20 protein-coding genes are annotated in these 20,116 nt (G+C 43.3%); 5 read left to right on the top strand and 15 right to left on the bottom strand.

The window, feature by feature from the left end; genetic code table 11:
- Positions 1-599 precede the first annotated feature (599 nt).
- Positions 600-854 carry an HPr family phosphocarrier protein gene (locus tag EV146_RS12955; RefSeq protein WP_132006744.1) on the top strand — a complete coding sequence of 85 codons (255 nt, stop codon included), beginning with the start codon at positions 600-602 and terminating at the stop codon, positions 852-854.
- A gap of 128 nt (positions 855-982) precedes the next feature.
- On the opposite strand, the gene EV146_RS12950 is transcribed toward EV146_RS12955, so the two are convergent.
- From EV146_RS12950 to EV146_RS12930, 6 genes are all read right to left on the bottom strand, one after another.
- Positions 983-2,086 carry an AbrB family transcriptional regulator gene (locus tag EV146_RS12950; protein ID WP_132006741.1) on the bottom strand — a complete coding sequence of 368 codons (1,104 nt, stop codon included), beginning with the start codon at positions 2,084-2,086 and terminating at the stop codon, positions 983-985.
- Positions 2,087-2,239: 153 nt separating this feature from the next.
- On the bottom strand, positions 2,240-2,398 hold the full coding sequence (locus tag EV146_RS27575; RefSeq protein WP_181215871.1) for a hypothetical protein: 159 nt from the start codon (positions 2,396-2,398) through the stop codon (positions 2,240-2,242).
- Positions 2,399-2,555: 157 nt separating this feature from the next.
- Positions 2,556-3,524: a tripartite tricarboxylate transporter substrate binding protein gene (locus EV146_RS12945; RefSeq protein WP_241993905.1), complete on the bottom strand. Its 969-nt coding sequence runs from the start codon at positions 3,522-3,524 to the stop codon at positions 2,556-2,558.
- Positions 3,525-3,533: 9 nt separating this feature from the next.
- Positions 3,534-4,211 (bottom strand): response regulator, encoded by a 678-nt coding sequence (locus EV146_RS12940; protein ID WP_132006738.1) that lies wholly within the window; start codon positions 4,209-4,211, stop codon positions 3,534-3,536.
- A gap of 18 nt (positions 4,212-4,229) precedes the next feature.
- Complete coding sequence (locus EV146_RS12935; RefSeq protein WP_132006735.1) at positions 4,230-5,819, bottom strand: ATP-binding protein; 1,590 nt, start codon at positions 5,817-5,819, stop codon at positions 4,230-4,232.
- Between the two features lie 95 nt (positions 5,820-5,914).
- A complete protein-coding gene (locus tag EV146_RS12930) occupies positions 5,915-7,225 on the bottom strand; it encodes a CitMHS family transporter (protein WP_132006732.1) in 1,311 nt (436 codons plus the stop codon).
- 520 nt (positions 7,226-7,745) lie between these two features.
- Here EV146_RS12930 and brnQ point away from each other — a divergent pair.
- The 3 genes from brnQ (at position 7,746) to EV146_RS12915 (ending at position 9,963) form a co-directional block, all read left to right on the top strand.
- Complete coding sequence (brnQ, locus tag EV146_RS12925; protein WP_132006729.1) at positions 7,746-9,104, top strand: branched-chain amino acid transport system II carrier protein; 1,359 nt, start codon at positions 7,746-7,748, stop codon at positions 9,102-9,104.
- A 281-nt stretch (positions 9,105-9,385) separates the two neighbouring features.
- Positions 9,386-9,634 carry a hypothetical protein gene (locus EV146_RS12920; RefSeq protein WP_132006726.1) on the top strand — a complete coding sequence of 83 codons (249 nt, stop codon included), beginning with the start codon at positions 9,386-9,388 and terminating at the stop codon, positions 9,632-9,634.
- Between the two features lie 59 nt (positions 9,635-9,693).
- Positions 9,694-9,963 (top strand): DUF3986 family protein, encoded by a 270-nt coding sequence (locus EV146_RS12915; protein ID WP_132006723.1) that lies wholly within the window; start codon positions 9,694-9,696, stop codon positions 9,961-9,963.
- Positions 9,964-10,315: 352 nt separating this feature from the next.
- Here EV146_RS12915 and EV146_RS12910 read toward each other — a convergent pair whose 3' ends face one another.
- The 5 genes from EV146_RS12910 to EV146_RS12900 all read right to left on the bottom strand — a co-directional run bounded on the left by EV146_RS12910 (position 10,316) and on the right by EV146_RS12900 (position 14,162).
- Positions 10,316-10,969 carry a CBO0543 family protein gene (locus tag EV146_RS12910; protein ID WP_241993904.1) on the bottom strand — a complete coding sequence of 218 codons (654 nt, stop codon included), beginning with the start codon at positions 10,967-10,969 and terminating at the stop codon, positions 10,316-10,318.
- A 131-nt stretch (positions 10,970-11,100) separates the two neighbouring features.
- A complete protein-coding gene (locus tag EV146_RS12905; RefSeq protein WP_132006720.1) occupies positions 11,101-11,808 on the bottom strand; it encodes an SAM-dependent methyltransferase in 708 nt (235 codons plus the stop codon).
- Positions 11,809-12,238: 430 nt separating this feature from the next.
- On the bottom strand, positions 12,239-12,379 hold the full coding sequence (locus tag EV146_RS27040) for a hypothetical protein (protein ID WP_158287095.1): 141 nt from the start codon (positions 12,377-12,379) through the stop codon (positions 12,239-12,241).
- Between the two features lie 49 nt (positions 12,380-12,428).
- Positions 12,429-12,599, bottom strand: a complete 171-nt coding sequence (locus EV146_RS27035; protein ID WP_158287094.1) for a hypothetical protein — start codon at positions 12,597-12,599, stop codon at positions 12,429-12,431.
- Between the two features lie 294 nt (positions 12,600-12,893).
- The gene (locus tag EV146_RS12900) at positions 12,894-14,162 is read right to left on the bottom strand and encodes an FtsW/RodA/SpoVE family cell cycle protein (RefSeq protein ID WP_132006717.1); all 1,269 of its coding nucleotides are present in this window, start codon (positions 14,160-14,162) and stop codon (positions 12,894-12,896) included.
- An 879-nt stretch (positions 14,163-15,041) separates the two neighbouring features.
- Here EV146_RS12900 and EV146_RS12895 point away from each other — a divergent pair.
- Positions 15,042-15,863, top strand: coding sequence for an STAS domain-containing protein (locus EV146_RS12895; RefSeq protein ID WP_132006714.1), 822 nt, complete (start codon positions 15,042-15,044; stop codon positions 15,861-15,863).
- Between the two features lie 92 nt (positions 15,864-15,955).
- Here the strand turns inward: EV146_RS12895 and EV146_RS12890 are convergent, their stop codons facing one another.
- From EV146_RS12890 to EV146_RS12875, 4 genes are all read right to left on the bottom strand, one after another.
- Positions 15,956-17,470, bottom strand: a complete 1,515-nt coding sequence (locus EV146_RS12890) for a YndJ family protein (protein WP_219916302.1) — start codon at positions 17,468-17,470, stop codon at positions 15,956-15,958.
- 19 nt (positions 17,471-17,489) lie between these two features.
- On the bottom strand, positions 17,490-18,101 hold the full coding sequence (locus tag EV146_RS12885) for a DUF4166 domain-containing protein (RefSeq protein WP_132006708.1): 612 nt from the start codon (positions 18,099-18,101) through the stop codon (positions 17,490-17,492).
- Positions 18,101-19,015 (bottom strand): DoxX-like family protein, encoded by a 915-nt coding sequence (locus EV146_RS12880; RefSeq protein WP_132006705.1) that lies wholly within the window; start codon positions 19,013-19,015, stop codon positions 18,101-18,103. Before EV146_RS12880 ends, EV146_RS12885 begins: the two co-directional genes overlap by 1 nt.
- Positions 19,016-19,292: 277 nt before the next feature.
- Positions 19,293-19,739, bottom strand: coding sequence for an SRPBCC family protein (locus EV146_RS12875; RefSeq protein WP_132006930.1), 447 nt, complete (start codon positions 19,737-19,739; stop codon positions 19,293-19,295).
- Positions 19,740-20,116: the final 377 nt, after the last annotated feature.

The following is a 20,116-nucleotide window of genomic DNA, read 5'->3' as shown; positions in this document are numbered from 1 at the left end:
CCTTAACATAAACATCCGCACGTGTTCGCTATTAAGATTTCGACAAAGCACCACCAATATTTCCATTTAATAAGCATTTAGTCGCGGATTCTCACTTAGAAGGGGACTATTATCCCGCAAATAAACTGATAAGATTTTCCTCCTTTTAGACAGGTACATTATATGTATATAATTCCCACCCGATTGAACCTCTAAATTCGATTAAAAAAGCGTATATAATAGGAAATATTACTTTATAATAAATCCGGATCAGGATTCAAATCTATATTTTGCTATAATTTTCCTATACGAATTCTTAATGTTCCACTCAAGACTAATGACCCTATAACAAAAGACACCCTCAAAAACTAGTAAAAAAGAATCATTTTTTTGAATACGTTTACAAATCTCCGGGTAAAAAACCCTATCTTACTATCTCTCGGAATCAAAATACTTTTCTTGAAACTTTATTATCCAACAATGTTCCTTGTCTCCATCGTTTGTCAGCAGGACGAACACACAAAATCGTCCATTTTGAATGAAAGATGCATTTTATGTGAAATAGTTTCATACATAAGAACATGGTTCAAAACCAAAAAACCGATACAAGGAGGACAAGGATGATTGAACGAACAATAAGGATCAATCGAAAAGCGGGATTATATGCAAAGCCGGTAAATCAGCTGGTTCAGACAGCTTCAAAATTTAATGCAGATATTTTCCTCACCCATAACGGCCGGAAAGTGAATGTGAAATCTGTTCTAGGCGTTTTATCACTGGCCATCCCCAAACAGGCAACCATCACACTCGAGGTTTCCGGCGAGGATGAATATGAAGCACTGGAAGAAGTCGTTAACACATTGGAGAGAGAATAGCCAGCAAACACAGGTACCGACGTTCTGTTAGCACATTATTAGACAAAAGCTAGCGCCCGCTAACCCGCCTCTATCCCTAAAAACAAGAAGGCAGGCCTCTATAAAAGAGCCTGCCTTTTAGTATTTATTCATGATTTTGTTACTGACCTAACCTCACCGCTCATTTCTTTGTTCTTCCCAAAAATCCATCGCAAGAAAATAGGAATAATAAACAATATGAAGAATACCCGAAACAATTGATAGGCTGCCACCATTGAAACATCTGCATGGACGGTATGAGCCGTCACCCCCATTTCTGGAAGTCCTCCAGGCGCAATGCATAAAAATGCGGTCGCCATGGAAATCGGATAGATACGCTGCAATGCATAGGCCAAGGCCAATGCACATCCCACGATTAATAATCCTGATATGAGAGAAATAGGCAGGAGACGACGCCAGTTCCCCAGCAGGTTGACTTTTATCCCCATCCCCAGATAAACTCCCAGGCACAGCTGAGCAATGATGGTCAGCAAAGGTGGAAGCTGCGGGGCTGGCATTCCGCTTAGGGTGAAAATCGCGGATGTCATAAGCGGGCCAATAATATAGGGTGTAGGACAGTTAAATCGGACCGCCAGCCTCGTTGCCAGAAGAACAGCCCCAATGACAAACAGATAGAAAAGGATATTTCCGGGCTCCGGGCCGGCTCCCTGCTCGAACGCAGAAACATTCTTCACATCCTCCCCGCTTAACGCATGAAAAGATAAAGCCGGCACAATAAAAATAACGGTCAGCATCCTGATGGTCTGCATGAAGGTAACAATCGTAGGTTCTGCTCCCTTGATCTCTTCGCTTAACACCACCATTTGCGACAACCCGCCCGGCGTGGTTCCCATCACGGCACTCTGGATTGATATGCCCGTCCATCTTGCCGCCAGGAGAGCAACTCCCAGTCCGCACGCAACCATCAGAATCGTGATGATTGCCATTGAAGGCAGCTGTCTGGCAATCTGCCTGGCGCTTTCACTTGTGAACGACAGGCCCATGCTGTACCCTAATAACACCTGTCCGCCGTTACGGAAGCTGACCGGCCAAAAAAGAGTTCGTCTTGAAGCCAGCTTCCAGATTAGAACAGCGCTTAAAGGTCCCAGCATCCACACTAACGGCCAGTGAAGTAGTGTAAAAATCAGTCCCCCGGCCAGTCCGGCTCCGATTGTTTCAATGAATTGCAGCTGTAATTGTTTTTTCTTTGGCATTAATTTTGCAATCGCCGTGGCAGAGTCCCCCTTCCCTTCCCTTCTCTGACCTCATCAATAAAGAGGCTGGCTCAGCTGGCCCATTCCCTCCATGATCATCTGGACGATCACAAAGAGGTTGCCTTGTCTAAGCCAGCCTCCTATTCTAACATTCTATGATACAGCACCTTCAAGGATCTTATCATTATAGTAGACAACGTGGGAGAGAATCTTGCGTCCCTTCATGGCCCGAATGCACTCTCTGGCCTCACTCTCAGTTTCAAATTCATACATGGTAACATTTTGGTCTGCAAAAACAGTAATAACCCACATTTTTTCTTCCCCCAATTAAGAATTAATAGCCTTGTCGTAACAGTCTAAATCTCATTCCGCCTCTATATTGCCTTTATCTTAAATCGCTGGGTAATAGGCGTAAAGATTACAGCAAATAGTTCTTTTTTATTCATTAAAACACTTTTGTTCATTTAGTTCATTGTCCGCTTGCACCTAAAAGTTCTTCATACATCTTGCTTTGTTCTTCAAGATATTTCTTGGTTTCCTTGCTGTTTTTATAAAAATCCTTCCACATATATTTTTTTAGTGTCTGCTTCCACTCTTTTGTGCTCACCATCTGTGCAAACGTCTCATCCCAAAACTGGATTTCTTCCTCCGTCATGCCTGCCGGTCCCATGACCCCTCGCCAGTGCTGAAAGACCAGGTCGATCCCTTCCTCTTTCCACGTCGGCACCTCCGGAATTTCACTTACCCGCTGATGGGATGAGACGACGAGCAGTCTGACTTGTTTTGAATCGTAATATTTTTTGGCTTCTGACAAAGACATGGCAGCGACGTCAACTTGATGGCTTAACAAAGCCTCAACAACCTGGTCACTGTCTTCATACACATAATAGTCTAGCTGTTCAGCCTCTATGCCGGCCTGCCTGCCCGCCAGGACAAATGAAAGCTGATCGTCATTCCCCAATCTTGGAGACACCCCAAACCTGTAATTATGGGGTGCTTCTCTAAGGTGATCCATCAGTGCCCTCGCACTGCTGATGTCCGAGTCCTTCGAAACCAGGACAACCTCCCATTCTGTCGCCAAGGTGGCAAGCGGCGTAAAATCCTTAACCGTCAACTGGCTGCGGCCTAATAATTGATTCGTGATCAGCAGGCTTGAATTGACCGCCAATACCTGGCCTTCTCTCTCCTGATTGATCGACTTCCAGCCAAGCTCTCCGCCTGCTCCGATTTTATTTACAATAGAGATATTTCCATTTACCAGCTCTTGGCTTGTCAGGATATCCTTTATTGCTCTAGCCGTCCGGTCCCAGCCTCCTCCAGCCGGGCTGGGAGCCACAATCTGTACATCTTCGCTCGCCACGTTAGGTTTCTCTTTCACCGAGCAGCCCATGAAAACAGATATCATTAGAAATAATAAAAACAAAAGTTTCCGTTTCATGCCGGCCCTTCAGTTCTTTACCAGGTAATATTTCCGTTCAGGTCGGCCGATTATGCCGTAATCATGCCTGGCCATGCAGAAATTCGTTGACACCAGATACTCAAGATACCTTCTGGCCGTTGTCCGTGAAGCGCCCATTCTCTCCCCCATTTCCTCGATGGAGATCCCGCCTTCCAGCTCCTTCATGATCTCGGTTACCTTTTGGAGCGTCAGCCGGTCCACACCGGTTGGAAGATCTTTTAGGCTTGCATTGTTGCTGGCCGTTCCAAAATATTGATCGATGACATCCTGATTAACCTCATCTATGCTGCTGAGCAATTTTTTCTTCTTTTTATAATCTTCAATCGTTGCAACAAATTTTTCCATCGTCACTGGTTTCAGCAGATAATTGAACACCGAATGCCGGATTGCCGCCTCGAGCATTTCTTTTTCCGCAGCGGCACTCACCATGATGACATCCACTTGAGGATGCTTTTCTTTGATTTTTGGCAAAAGGTGAATTCCAAGCTCATCCGGCATATAAATGTCCAGCAGCAGCAAGTCGACCTCATGCTGATCCAGCAGCATCATTGTCTCCTTCGCATTCAGCGCCTTTCCGGCAAGCTTTACTCCGGACACCTTCTGTAAAAATTGCTCCTGAACCTGGGCAATCCGAAAATCATCCTCTGCAATAACAACCTTAATCATTTTGTTTCGCTCCTTACGTTATTCCAATGCGCTTTTAGGCAGATAAACGGTGAATATCGCTCCCCCATGTTGATCGTTGCTGACTTCAATGGTTCCTCCCAGCGATTCAACTATGCATTTCACATTAAAAAGACCATACCCCCTGTTTTTCCCTTTAGAGGAATATCCCAGCGTAAATAAGGTTTCCATCCGTTCTTCCGGAATTCCCTTGCCGCTGTCGGTTACTTCGATAATAATGTCGCTCCCAAGGCCCATGATGGAAAAAGTCACTTTCTTCTCCGTTTGCTCCATGACGGCTTCAAAGGCATTGTCAATCAGGTTCCCGATGATGGTGATCACATCGGTTACCTCAATGTGGGCCGGCAATGGATCAACATAGCTTTCTGAATCGATATCCAGCTGAATTTTCTTTTCAGAGGCTTTTCCCAGCTTCCCCAACAGAATCGCCTGGACATTGGCATCATGAATTTGATTAAAGATGATTCTGTTCTGGTGCTGATGGATGGCGAATTCCTTCTGAATGAACTGAAAGGCCTCCTGGTATTTTTCCAATTGGATCAGCCCCGACAATAAATAAAGCTTGTTCGAATACTCATGCGTCTGTGCCCGAAGGCCTTCCGAATACTCCCGGACTTCAGAGATGGTATCCATCAGCATCTTTAATTCGGTTTTGTCCCGGAAGCTTGACACCGCCCCTTTGACACTCCCTTGGTGAAAAATGGGAATGACATTAAAGAGAAACGTTTTGCCGTTCAATGAGACTTCCAGATGGTGTTTGGTTTTTCCCGTTTTTAACACGTCTGTCACGTTGGAATGAGGCAGGATCTCATCGACCTGTTTCCCTGTTTCCTCGACATTCAGCATCATTCTCGCAGATGGATTAATGAGAGTGATCATACCTTGATCATCAAACGCTATAATCCCTTCTTTTATGGAAGACAAGATGGCGTTTCTCTCCAGATACAGGGAGGAAATTTCGTGCGGCTCAAGTCCCAGGGTATCGTTTCGAATACTCCTGGCTAACAGTGTTCCCCCCAGGAGACCCAGGATAAGAACACCCATCGAGACCAGGACAATTTTTTGAATTCTATTGAAAATATTTTTATAAATCTCTTTCTCTAAAAACTCCACGGAAACTGTTCCAATGACCTTGCTGTACGTTCCATAATCAGCTGTGATGGGTACTTTGGCCACAATGGCAGGTCCCTCTTCGCCCTGTGTTTCAAACGTGCTCGATCCTCCGAAAATGAGCGCATGGTCCTTGTGGTCATGGCTGTTTTCCCCTATTTTATCAGGATGAGTATGGGAATATAGAATTTCATCCCGGTTTTCAATCAGAATATCCCCTGCCCTGATCTGATCCTTCACTTGCTCAGCAATGGGCCTGAACATGCCCTCCAGATTATTTTCATCGATTGCCTGCCTCAGCTCAGGCATGAGGGAAATTGACCTTGCCGCCTGCAAGCCCAGCTGTTCCACTTGATTCCTGGCATCCACTGCCTGGATATAGGCAAAGATGCCTGCCAAGAGTGAAATAATCAGGAGGATCAAGGCAGAAATGAGCACGAGAATTTTTGTTTGTAAGGTGACCCTTTTTAAGTTTCGCATCCTTTTAACCCTTATCAATTTCTATACTAAGATAAGATTACACCATTCTATTACACTTAAAAAGAGTTAGAGAAAAACTTCTCTAACTCTTTTTTTTACAGCGAGATGACTCCGATGGCCAGAGCTACAACCAGCATGGCCAGAGTCGTTCCAACCGTCCATTTGATCGTAAACTTCTGGAAATCCCCGAAATCCACCTTTGACATCCCGACAAGCAGGTATGTGGATGCAACCAGCGGGCTAAGCAAATGTACAGGCTGCCCCAGAAGCGAAGCACGGGCGATTTCCACCGGATTGATTCCATAATTCGTTGCAGCTTCCGCAATGATCGGCAGCATTCCGAAATAATACGCATCGTTTGACATGAAGAACGTGAACGGCATACTTGTAATGGCCGTGATGATTGGAAGGAATGGCCCCAATGCATCAGGAATCAAGGCTACCAAAGAGTTGGCCATAGCATCCACCATTTTGGTTCCCGAAAGAATTCCTGTAAAAGCACCGGCCGCGAACACTAAAGAAACAACGGCAAGCACATTCCCTGCATGTTCCTTGATTCGTTCCTTTTGATCATCCAGATTCGGGTAATTGATCAGGATGGCAATCGCGAATGCAATCATGAACAACGCTGGCAGCGGCATAATCCCCATAATCAATGCCGCCAAGAGCAGAACGGTCAGAGTAAAGTTCACCCACAGGAGCTTCGGACGTTTTTCCTCCGAAACCTCAACTGCTGCAGCCTGCTGTCTAAAAGCAAGGCGGTCCTTTTGAGGAAGCTTGGCAATATCCAAAACCCCCAGCCGCTTTCGCTCTTTCTTTCCAAACATATAGGCAGCAAAAATGACCCAGGCTGCTCCGCCAATCATGACAGGAACAAGCGGAACAAATACTTCAGACATGTCCAGGCTTAACGCACTGACCGCCCTCGCCGTCGGCCCGCCCCATGGCGTCAGGTTGGTAACTCCAACTCCCATGATGGCAACCGCCGGCAGGATCAAGGGATTCATTCCCAATCGCTGATACAGCGGAAGCATCGCCGAGATTGTGATCATATAGGTGGTTGTCCCATCTCCGTCAAGAGAAACCACCAGGGCAAGGATCGCAGTCCCGACCACAATTTTTAATGGATCCCCTTTAACTGCTTTTAATATGGCTCCAACCACTGGATCGAATAACCCCGCATCGATCATGATTCCAAAATACAGGATGGCGAACATCAGCATTACTCCAGTAGGAGCTAACTGATTGATTCCTTCTATTAACATGGGCCCCAGCTCAGACCCAAAGCCTCCAATCACTGCAAAGGCAACTGGCACGACAATTAACGCAATGAGGGCGGAAAGCCTGCCCGTCATAATCAAAAACATAAATACCGCAACCATTAAATATCCCAACAATGCTAGCATAAAAAACCTCCTCTTAGTTGAACACGCTTACAATTTCTACAAATTGATTAGTTAGACAATTTGAAATATTAGTTATAAATATAAGCGACATTCAAATGAGATTAAATATTATGGTTGATTAATGCTTAAAAAACTAAATGAATGAATAATTCATTATGAATCTTTTGATAATTTTGTTCATTTTGTTCACGGGGAGAATTCTTTTGAGCATCCTTCTCCACTCGAAATGGAGGAATCCTATATGCATGCCTGGCGGACTTCTTGTTACCGTCATGGCAACCGGCTGTTCTTGCCGGACCCCGATCCCCGTATTATTTGGTTATGGTTAATACAACTAAAATGCCTCAGAATTGCAAGCCTCAATCCGCAGGCCATGGGCCCAGCTTTATTGACGGAGCGGTGGGCCCATTTTCCTTTTTTTAATACAAAAAAGTTATTGTCCCCCGCCAGATTCCTTGTTATGATTATTTTTATTGTTCAGAACTAAGCACTCAATTTCACATCTCAGAAGGAGCATGATATGCAAAATAAAATACCTTTTTCAACGTATGCAGTGATTGGAACCATGCTGTTCGGGCTCTATTTCGGTGCCGGGAACCTTATTTTCCCTATTCAGCTGGGTCAGCTCGCCGGCACGAATTTCTGGCCTGCTTTATTAGGATTTTTAGTAACGGCAATCGGACTTCCTTTTATTGGAATCCTGGCCATCGGTCTATCCGGCAGCAATGGCCTCCGTGATTTGGCAAGCCGCGTCCACCCTCTGTTTGGAGTGACGTTCGCCATGGCCTTATACTTGACGATTGGTCCGTTCTTCGCGATTCCGCGTACGGCAACGGTCCCCTTTGTGGTTGGGTTTGAACCATTCATTTCCCCGGACCATGCCGGCTTGTGGCTAGGATTATTCAGCTTCCTGTTTTTTGGGATTGTCTATTATTTCTCGCTGAATCCTGCAAAAATCATTGATTACATTGGCAAATATTTAACTCCGGCCTTTTTAGTGTTTTTATTCATCTTAATTATCGTTGCCATTGTCAAGCCGATGGGCAGCTTCGGTGAACCATCTGGAGATTATTCCTCTTTGGCCTTTATGACCGGTTTTAAAGAGGGCTATAACACCATGGATGCCCTTGCATCCCTCGCATTCGGGATTGTTGTCATCCATGCGATTAAGGGGCAAGGCATCACGGAAACAAAAGCGATTGCCAAGGCAACCTGGAAATCGGGCATTTTCGCAATGGGGCTGATGATGCTCATCTACGGTCTAATCACGTACATGGGGGCTTCAAGCGTCTCAGCCGTTGGGACATTTGATAACGGCGGCCTGATTTTTGCAGCGGTTGCCCAGCATTATTTTGGTTCTTTTGGAGCTATCCTGCTTGCCATCATTATCGTGCTGGCCTGTCTAAAAACCAGCATCGGGCTCATTTCATCCTGCAGTGAATTCTTCCATGATGTGTTTCCCAAAGTCGGCTATAAAACATTCGTGCTGGTTCTTTGCCTTGTATCCTTTACCATTGCAAACTTCGGCCTTAATAATATCATCCAATTTGCTGTTCCGGTCTTAATGTTTCTGTACCCGCTGGCCATTGTGCTCATTTTACTGGGACTAAGCTCTTCCTTATTCGGCAATAAGCAAAGTGTGTATGCAGTGTCCATGCTCCTGACCTTCTTCGTCAGCATCATTGATGGCTACAGCGCACTGTCCGGAAGCTTGCCAAGAGTAGCCCTCTCTCTGCTTGAATCGGTAAAAGAGTTCTACTTTAATTATTTGCCGCTCTACAGCATTGGGCTTGGCTGGATTTTACCGGCCCTGGCTGGTGCCCTCATCGGCTATTTCTGGCCGGGCCGTAAACTGGACATTAGACCAAAGACAGATTAAAACTATAGCAATAAAAAGACCCAATCCGTGATAGAGTCCCGGACTGCAGTCCATCTCGATGTAGATCGAGGACGGCTGCAGTTTTTTTATTTTGTGTATGTAAAAACTGGACCGTTGATTTCTCTTGCATTCCCTTTCCACAGCCTGGCCGGAGAACGTCTGGCCGATAGATGCACCTACCCTGTTGAAGCTTCTGAATAAAAGGCAATTTTTAATAAAAAGGAAACCATGGTCTCATGCAGAACGTATAGATATCGACAATCCTATTCTGAGGTGATTTGATGTACTTGAAAGCCAGGATTCCTCTATTTTTATTAACTTTAGGCAGCATGTCCGGACTTGCCCAATGGTTTCCGGAACTCTTCCTTGCCCATGCTGGTTACTCTATTCACAGTGCATTCTTTCTTGGAGTGATAGGCGCCATTGTAATGATTCTGGAAAAGACAAAGATTAATGAAAAGAAAATTCATTTTTCCTTGGGAATCAGTTTAATTTTATTAGGCTTTGTTCTTGATTATACATGGGTGTAATTGGTCCCTTTTTAGGAGATTAATCCGCACGGCGAGTATTAGTGAGGGAGGCATTACGTATGAGGTATGATAATCGCTACCATTTACATTTGGGGTATTATGATAATGGGGCTGATATTGAATGTGTTGCATATAAAAGGCTGTCCGAGCCTGTCTGGGACATCTACTTTGATTTCGATTTTTATGGCGTGGCGCCTGTTCCACAGGAAAACGAAATGACCTTAAAATACAGTGGGACAAGAATCCTAAGCATCGATGGAGAGGAACTGGATGAACAAGTTGGTATACAGGAATTTAAGGAGTGGCTGGCTGCCAACAACATCATTTAATTATTACTCGGAAAATGCATAGAGGCTGCTGAGCAGGAATAAATCATCCTTTGCCCGAAGTTAATCTTCTTATTTGGGAGTAGTGCAGCCGTATCTGAGAGTAAGCAAACCCTAATCCGGAGGTAATCTTCATATACGGTAGTAGTGTTGTCCTATTCGGGAGTTAATGTTTTTATCCGAGAGTAAGTTAACCCTATCCAGGAGTAACCATGTTTTTCGAGAGGAAACCACCCTTATACTCGTGTAAATCTTATAATACAATAATAAGACTTAAACTTATCCGTGTTAAATACATTATTCGGCAGTAGTCCGCTCCCATTCGGTGGTAAATCACATATAATGGAATGCCCGCTTATTTTGACGCTTTTTCCCCACGGCGCAAACTGAGTATATTTGATTTTTGCAGGAATACAAAAAGATCGGTCAGCCACTTGGCAATCAGGCCGACTGTTACATACCCGAGGAACAACAGGAAAAAGTTCTCTTTTTCCCCGAAATGGAACAATCCAAGACCGACCATCAGCGGCTTAAGAATATAGGCAAATCCCAGGCTCAGGCCAATCATCCATAGATAATAATTTTTACGGTTATTCAGGATGTACTGATAAAGAAGCATATAGGAAACTGGAACTAATGATGCATCAAGTGTCACGTTGGAGGGAAAATACGGCATAATTTTATACGGATAGATCCAGAGTCCGTTGCTTGTTCCAATCACATCCGTATAGGCAAAAAACACATGTACACTATACCCATAAAATCCGATATGAAAAGCTTTTTTACGGTCTATGAACAGTATAGTGATGATGAGAGGAAGGACGAACATGGCGAGAACGACCCAAAATTGCCACGTGAAAAAATGAGAATAATCCTGCCAGTACTCTGTCCATCTGTGGCTCTCCTTGATTTCTGCCTTCCTGATCGTTTCAATCATTTCTAGTTGGGCCTTATTCACACCTGACTCCTCCATCCTTTTGTCGTGTCTACCCCGTTTAAGTTTATTCATGAACATAGAGTGCGCGCTTCATTCTTCCCCTATTATTTCCTCAATACATAAAATTAATTGCAGAAAACGATAATAAAAATAGAATCGGTTTTATCATTAAAAAAGAGGCAACACTGACGTCGCCTCTTTGTTTATTTGCTTTTGGTTATTTTCAGCATGGAATTGGCATGATCCATAAATTGATAACCCACTATCACTTCGTCCACTTTGCATCCATTATCTTCCAATCTCCTTATTATATCACCCAACATCGCATATCTCTTTCCTTCCAAATCGACCAGAGGAAAAATCCGGATTTCCTCTTTGGTCACTCTTAAATATTCATTTAGTGTTTGGATATGGAACTGCTCATCTAAACGGTCTCCATACATAAACAAAAAGTGTGCGGATAAGAGAAGGTCGAATTCATTATCCCTAAATGGCAAAAACGGCAGCGTCGCAGCAATGTACCTTTCTCTCGATTTTTTCCAATCCTTTGCACAATCATTTAAGGCACTTAATCGATGATTTCGAAGGTCTTCTATATCGTTAAAATAATCCCATATATAATTTTCCTTGACTTGCCTCAGCTGTTCCATCGTGTGCTGAATGTCCTTCAGACCTTTGTTTTCCAGGTCTTCAATAGCATGATCATATGCAATGTCACAGGCAGTGACATTTAGTCCCATCTGGCTGCCAACCGCCGTAAAGGAGCAGGCACCTGCCGGGCAATCCAGTATTTTTTTTCCTTCAAGGTCTTCTTCAGTAAGAGAAAACATATCAACATACTCATCAAAAGTTCTTCCAATAAACACAATGCGCTCTAGATCTAATTTTGTACTCCGCTCAGCTCTGCTCAACTTTTGCACCTCCATGAAATTGGTCAATACAATTCTGTAAAAAAATTCCTCTATTCAAAGATTTATTGTACAATAAATCTAAAACTGATTGAGGTACCCAGCCAATGATAAAAAATGATAACTATACTCTCGTTTTCTCTATAATTTTATTTTTCACCCTCCTTCTGACAACGGCATTACCGGTTATGGTCAGAGCCGTCCTGATCATTGCTGTGATTGGCTTTTTATTTCCTTTGATAAGAAGGATACTGGCTAAAAACCTGCTAAGAAAAATGAGGGTAGCCTGTTATTCAGCACTGGCTTACACGATAGGATTATTTCTGTTTTTCTTTTTAATTCCTTCTTTTCAAGAGAAACCCTTTGTTTTAAATGAAGAATTTTTCCTTTTTTTGGCGGTTATTCTTCTTTTTAGTGCGGTTGGAAATTTTGTTTATGGCCTGCCGGTCTCCCTGCTTGCCGAATCAATCTCAATCAAATACTCTGCCTGTCGGGTGTGGGTATCCGGATTCATCCATATTGGTTTTGGAGTTGCTGCCTTCTTTGTAGCGCCAGCTTTTTGGATTCCAGCCATTATTTGTTCCCTTCTCTTTTTTACATTTGACGAGATTACCCGAAAGAAATCAGTTCTCATTGGCAGTTAAGCAGGTGAGTCCTACCAGTCTAGCAGGCACTGTCAAAGATCCCATTTCTTTTTTACGGTATCCACCTTTCTGAACTGGCATTATTATATAGCCTAAAAAATCAATCAACTCCGGCTTCGGATTCCCATTTTCGCTTACGTTACCACTCACCCTCTTTTCCTTCTGCTTCGAGCACGCATCTTCTCTTTGTGTTACCGCTCTCCCCTTTTCCTCCGGCTTCGGGCACGCATCCTCTCATTGCGTTACCGCTCTCCCCTTTTTCCTCCGGCTCCGGGCACGCATCCTCTCATTGCGCTACCGCTCTCCCCTTTTTCCTCCGGCTTCGGGCACGCATCCCCACTTCGCCGTTGTCATTTTTCCGTTTTATGTTAATTTTAAACCGTCTATCCAAACCCATATAAAAATGGCGTTAATTCTGGTGAATTAACGCCATTTATTAAACTTTCATATTTTCCTTGCATTTACCAAATTTTTTCTGCGATAGACGTTTAAAGCAATTCCGATCAGAAAAGAATTTAAGATTGTTGGGGTCATTCCGTAACTGATGAATGGCAAAGATATTGTGATGATTGGCAAAAACCCGAGTACCATGCCAATATTATAGAGAAACTGGATTGAAAATAAGGCACATACCCCGACCATGAGCTGTTTCCCGTAACGGTCTTTTATCTGTCCGGAAACGACCAGCATTCTAGCCAGGAGAGAAGATAGGACAGCGATCAGCAATCCTGCCAGAATCCATCCGTTATAGTAGGTGATATTGGCTAAAGCCAGGTCTGTGGTCATTTCCGGTAAAAAGATAGGCTGGTCATTGCCATACCAACCGCCTCCAGTGATGAGCTCCTTGATCTTTAAGTACATATATCCGGCATTTTCGGCGTAATCCTCCGGATGCAAAAAAGCCAGGATCCTGATCCGCTGATACTCCTTTGTTCCAAACCAGAAGAGGAGCATAAAAGCAGTGATGAGACCAAAGCCTGTGCCAATGGCTGAATAAATGATTTTGCGGCTTAAAGAAGAGCTGCAAAACAGAGCGAACACAAATACACTGTAAATCACCAGATCAGTCAAGCTTGGCAAAAGCATAAACAGATATACAGTAAATACATACACGCCAATAATCACAAGTAATTTAGGTTTTTCCCTGGACAGGTAGGATGCCCAAAACATCATCAATATGGGCAGTACAGTTGTTCCATTAATCGTGAAGCCCGCTATTTGAATATAACTTTCTCCATTTATCCTGCCAGTTGGCATATAGCTTAGTGCTAATAAAATGATTAAGCTGAAACCAAGAAAATGCCACTGAAGCTTTTCCGTTTTCCGATAATTCACATGCATCACACCAAACGCAACAACAGCTCCCAAAACAATAAAGATACTTTGCTTCAAGAGGAAATTCTCTGTATATTGCTCCTGTACATTCACTAATGGCAGCAGCCCCATTAAAATCGTTGTCATAAAAAGACCCAGCAGCACCCAGTCCATTCTGGGACGATAAAGTTTATTAAAGTGCTGACCCAGGTCTGACGGGCTTCCCATGTTCCTGACTGCCTGCTCCTCTGCTTCCTCCTCCGCCTTCCCCTTTGACACCATTTCAGCCTTGGATTGTTTCAGATGATAACTTAATTCTCTATGTACGAACTCCTTTGCTTCTTTCGATCGAATGTTAAGCAATACCTCATGTAAAAAACGTTCCTTGCGACCTTTCATTCTAGTCTCCCTTCCCCGCTAATCCTCTATCATGCATACTCAGATTCTGTTTTTTTAATATGTCCATCTTTGTTCAGCTAAAGTCTTGAGATTCCTAGGTTTATTTTATTTTAATCTGAACGCACGTCAATACAGCCCTTCATGCAATTTGTGGCCGCCGCATAAAATGCATCACTCTCACAACTCCCTTCTGCCTATTAGACGAGCTGCAGGGCAAACAGGTTTTTTTTCTGCCGGAATTTTTCAAATTAATTAGGGCAGATTTCTGGGTCCGAGTTTCCTATTCTTGCAGCCGGGTAAAGCTGTGATTCTTCCAGAATTGGAATGAAGAGGTTCATGAAAGCGGTTGCTCAATTTGTGGAAAATTAGTTTTTTAATGTAAGGGGTTCTTACTGAGGCGGGTCTGTTTACCTAAAAATAAATCCATGATAAGGCAGTACTATTGAGCTGCACGACTTCAGAAAACTTTGCAGCAACCTGATGTGCCATCATACAAGGCGGCTCATTGGACAATAATCTCACATGGCGAAAATGTTAGTACGGTATGAAGCCCTGGCTTTATGAGGTTCCTTGTCACGGAGTTTTATCCACTAAGAAAGACAGCCTATTTCAGTTCTGCTTAATCGTTAGTAACAACAGTGTTACCATCTTTTCAATAAAACCTCACTACAGGATCCACTCCCCTGTTTTTTATCAGTTTAATTCTATCATTTATAATAGTCTAAAACGAGGTGATCACCATTCTCATTCTTCAGAAGTGCCTCAATCCAGATATACCCATAGCCGTCATAATTGTAATGTAGGATGGGGTTCTTTATAATGGTGTTACAAAAAGAAAATGAAAAGGAATAAACTTTGTTACAAAGAGGAGTATTTAAAATGCAGCGAACAAATATCTTGAGGGATGAAATAAAGAAATATATTAATGAAAACGGAGAACAATTTAATCAACAATTGCTATCCGAAGCGAAGAACGTCTCGACAAAAATTAAAGATATCTTAGACAGAGGAAACATTGATTTATTAAAAAATGCCCGGACCTTGATTTTCTATACAGTTGACCAACAGGAGGAAGAGTTGATTGCTTTTGCCAAACAGGAAGGCATTGCCTGGGCAGAGCACTTTTTAACACTTGAGTTAAAATTAGAATGGGTCCAGGCAATCCGCAGAACGTTGTGGCAGTGTATCGATGATATCGATGAGGTGAAGGGCATTACCAAGGAACGTGAGGACTTTTATAAACTGGAAAAAATCATCAATGACAAGATCGACCAGTTCCTTAACAGCTTTTTCCTAAGCTACTCAAAATATAAAGACGAGATGTTCCTGAAGCAAAGAGAAATCGTGGAGCATTTGTCCGTTCCGATTATTCCGGTAAGTGATTCTGTCTCGGTTCTGCCCCTGATTGGCACCATTGACTCCTACAGAATGCGAATTATTGAAGAAAAAGTATTAACCGATATATCCGACAGCAAAATCAGGACCCTGGTCTTGGACCTTTCCGGTATACCAATGGTTGAAAAGGATGTCATCGACCAGTTCGAAAAAGTGTTAGCCGGGATTGCCATGATGGGCTGCAAAGCCATCCTTACAGGCCTTAGACCGGACCTGGTCAGAAAAATGGTGCATTCAGGAATCCGCTTTGAAAGAGACGCGGAAACACGGGGCACTCTCCAGGAAACGTTGAAAAACTACCTTTAATTAAGAATTAAGACCGCACCCGCGGTCTTTTTATTTTTACTTGAATCTGGCCATGAAGGTTAAATGGGCCTTATCGCTCCGAAAGTAAACTATCACGATCCTGTAAGCTTCTTTTTAACAATCGAATAATCAATTTGCAAAAAAGGAAGTCCAAAGATCTGCATTTTATGGTGAGCAGCAAGCGACCCGTTACCTGTCTCTTTTATCAAAAAGAGCTCGGATAAAGGCAGCTTGAAAAGAGTTTTGCCCGCGGCCAGGTAAATACCGGGGTCTCCTTTTCCATCGCTTGACAAAATAAGTTTCCCATCGGCTGCGTCCAGCTGCAAAATGCCAATCATGGTTGAAAAAGGAAGCGGCAGGGCGATATTCATATATGTCCTGCCCTCTGTTTGATGCTGAGAGTAAATGGCCGTAAATACCGTATTTTCCTTTACACGGCGAATCCATGCCCGCGGAAGGAATCTTGTATCAAGGGCTGGATCCACCCTGCTCAGTGTAAAAGTCATTTCTGTACTTCTGCTAGAGAGCGGCAAGTTCAATTGCTGCACCTGTCTGCTGATGATTTTATAGACCAATGCGATCGGCAAAAACCACGCTGCCCATTTTACAGATCCAAATACCCGATATTGATGAGTCTGCTCATAAAAGTGGACAATTGTTTTCGGTAATTCTTTCACATCAACAAATGCACCTAAATCATCCACCAGCCCGGGATGCGGTTTGCCTGTTCCTTTCAGCTTGCCTCGCACTTGGCTGACAGGAAACTTCCAGCTATCCTGCTTCGTTTCTGGAGGCTCAAGCATCCATCCAAGAACTCCCACTAAGCCGAACAGGATGCAGTTAAACAAGCCATGGAAAAGGAGCATAAAGTCAATGGTCATCACCCAATAGCCAAACATGTTGGCAGCGTACAGAAATGAAAATAAAATCGTGAACCCCAGTGTACTGTACGAGAGCCGGATGAGGATGGCCTGAACCCTTGAGGGAAAACGAGTTCGAAAAGATAGTATGATTAATCCATAAATCGCAATCACGTACAACACCACTGAAATCACTTCGAGCAACGGCCAAAATGTAAGGCCTATAGCTACAAGCATGGGACCTGCCAATATGATTAGCACAACAAGGGCATACCAGTTCGAATTCTGGATACGGCCAAAAAATCCTAAAGAGATGGGCAATAAAAAAGCAGAGTAATGAAAATGAATGGCAGTTAACCAGGTGATCATCGGACTAAATCCTGTGTCCATTCCTGTAATCCAGGCAAAGAACCACAGCCCCCCTGCAACTAGATACATCAGGCCAAAATCAATTGAAACCTCTGCCCAGTTCGTAAAACCCCGTGCCAAAAATCGCTTTAGCCCTTTAGCACCTACATACAGAGTAAACAGCAGATAGATACTGGCGAGCACCGCCTGCAGCCAGCCTGTGGAAACAAACTGAACAATAAAAACCGAAAGCATTGCAATTATAGTAAAATAGTTCAGTCTCTTCGTCGTCTTAAATAACAGCTGAAGCACAAGCGGAACAAAAAGTACCTGTGCAGCTGTCAGCATTAATAAATATGGCTGTCCCGTCGCCAGGCTGCTTCCGATGAATAGAAACAAACCTGCGAATGTGATAGGACTAAAGAGTTTGCTCCGTAAATTCTCCTTGATAAGACATCAACCTTCCTGCCAGTCTGTTTCGTATATCCACATGAATTGTATAGACTTCCCGGGTATCGTCATACCCTTCTTCCACAGTCACAACCCCTTCAAGCAACCGTGGAACAGTCGATTCAAACTTCCCGATAATAACCCGCTGGGAGCCAGACCGGATACGCATGCGCCCGTCCGAAGTCACCTCAAATTTTAAATCAGAATAAAATAAGCTTGGTTCTCCGAGATAGTCCTTTACGACTCCCCGCTCTGCATCCATCGTCATGAACGCGTTAAAATGCCGGGCTCTCCTTTTAAAATAAAAAGTCCGTTCCCAATAGATTTCTGTTTCACCGCTAGGAAGCATCCGGCTCGTATTTTTAATCGTAAACGGTACATCCACTCCTACTTCGGGGAAAAGAAACTTCCAACGGGTTGCGAATGCCAAAAAGGGTTTCAGCCAGAAACCACCATTTTCAATCCTTGTCATTGTTCCTGACCCCAAAAAGGGTTTTCCTTCCGGAAAGGTATAGCGCTGCTGAAGCTTAGGGTGCAGCCTCTGAAAGTCTTCACCTAAAAGTTCCCGATAAATTGACACTAAGATTCCCCCGTTCTCTTACGCTTGCAGCTTGATGCCGTTGGCAGGTCCTTCGCCAGTATAAAGCCAATAATAGATATCACCCAAAGACTTGCATTAAAGGTAACAGGGGTAAAGGGATGGGATGAAACCGAAGGATCAGCGATAAGAGCGCACATCGTTACTATTGGAAAAAGAATCATCTGGAGAGCAAGCAAATGTCTTTTTTCACGATAAAGAAGCCAAACTGCAGCAAATATAATTTCAAGTAACCCAACTAGCACAACCCCCTGTTCAGCGGCAGGCTTATCCATAAAGGCTAAACTGGACAGCATGGACACTTCTTCAGATTGCCTTGTCATCAGCTTCGGCACAAGGCCGTGATATAGCCAAATAAAGAAAAAGAGCATCGTAATCATTGCATTGATTACCAGGCGATTATATTGCGTGCGAGGCAATTCCCCCTTTTCAATCCAGCGTTTCAGAACATCAAAGCTGAGCGCCGTTGCCCAGCCCATAAGGGGGCGAAAAATCTGATCCAGCAGCAATCCCATCACACCAAAGCGCACTTTATAGTCATATTGGGTCAGAAAAGTCGTTCCGTTAGCGGCCGGTATGTATTGCCAGTATCCTTTGCCCTCGGCGATAGGAGATATTCTTTGCTGGGTGCCGAAGTGAAGGGAAGAAGTTTTTGAACCATCCTTCTTGTTATGGGTGCCAATGCTTTTCCCCCAGCCGGCGACTTTGATGCCTGGGGCCACCTTCGTTTCGTACAGAAAGGATTGTGGTTCTTCAGCAGATGCTTTGGGCAGATAGGTAATGGCGGAAAAACGCAAATCCCATTGTTCATGCAGCTCAGGTTTTTGGGTTTTCTGCCAAACGTCATCTATATCTGCCCGAATGGGGATTTCTACATAAATTGGTTTCTTTTTCATAAAACTCACCTCCATTAATAAAGTAACATAAGTATTCATCATCGTGTTTTAGAATCTAAATAAGCTGTAAAAAAACTAATGAGTGTCGTTGGCATGCCATCCTGCTATGGAAGAACACTCCCCGTCCAAGCTGAAAAATGGTGACTCCGTACGAGAGGATGACCAATGTTCCTTCTCTTCAGATGTTTTTGGCATATAAAAAGGATCTTCACCATCGAAGATCCTTTTTGCGCGATATTTAGCTAGCCTTCGAGGAGGCAGATTTGTTTTAAAAGAATCAATGAATTAATGAACCTCTCATGTCAGTAATTCCGTTTTCCAAATACGCCTTTAAACAAGATAACATAAATACCCAGCCTTCTTTTTGCCCCAGCATTTTGGTGACGACATCTGGATCATCTTCTCTAAAACCGGATTCATTGATTTCAATGATGGTATACGTATGATTTTCCGACTCTTTTAGTGATATGGAAACAACGGTTTCCTCATCATTTTCTGAACCCCAGGAAAACACGATTTTCTTATTTTCTACAACTTCCGAGACCTGAATAACTCCTTCGGCTTCGTATTCCTTATATCTCAATGTAATGGCCTTTCCTTGTTCCCATCTCTCGGAACTGGACGAAAACCAAAAATTACCGATCTTTTCCGGATCTACAATTGCTTCAAACACCTCATGAACTGGCTTATGGATTTTAAATTTTGTGGTGATTTTTGTGTTCAGATCAATCAACTCTTTCCTATTCTTTTTTTGTAAGCAATAGCACTATGTAACTAAAGCCTATATAAATGTGCCCGTTTTTCTATAAGATTTTTATTTAAAAGACAAGTGTTCTTTCCATTTTTCAATAATGATCCATTTTTATGATATACATTTTTTGAAAAAAAACAAAGATTCAACTTTAAAAAGAATCCAATTGGAAGTGTTTTACAATTCGCTGCCTAGGCTGGTGCATATTTTACGATAAAACTGATCCTTTTTAACCGATTCCGCTGTAATCTGGTTAAAATTCGTTTAATCATCATGCATAATTGCAAGATTCAGGTAAAAATGCAGGAATCCTGAAGGGATGCGAGTCATTAGCGGTCTGCTTTTACCAC

It is taken from the genome of Mesobacillus foraminis, assembly GCF_004340465.1.
GTDB classification, from domain to species: Bacteria; Bacillota; Bacilli; order Bacillales; family Cytobacillaceae; genus Mesobacillus_B; species Mesobacillus_B foraminis.
This window is presented reverse-complemented; position numbering and strand designations above follow the sequence as displayed.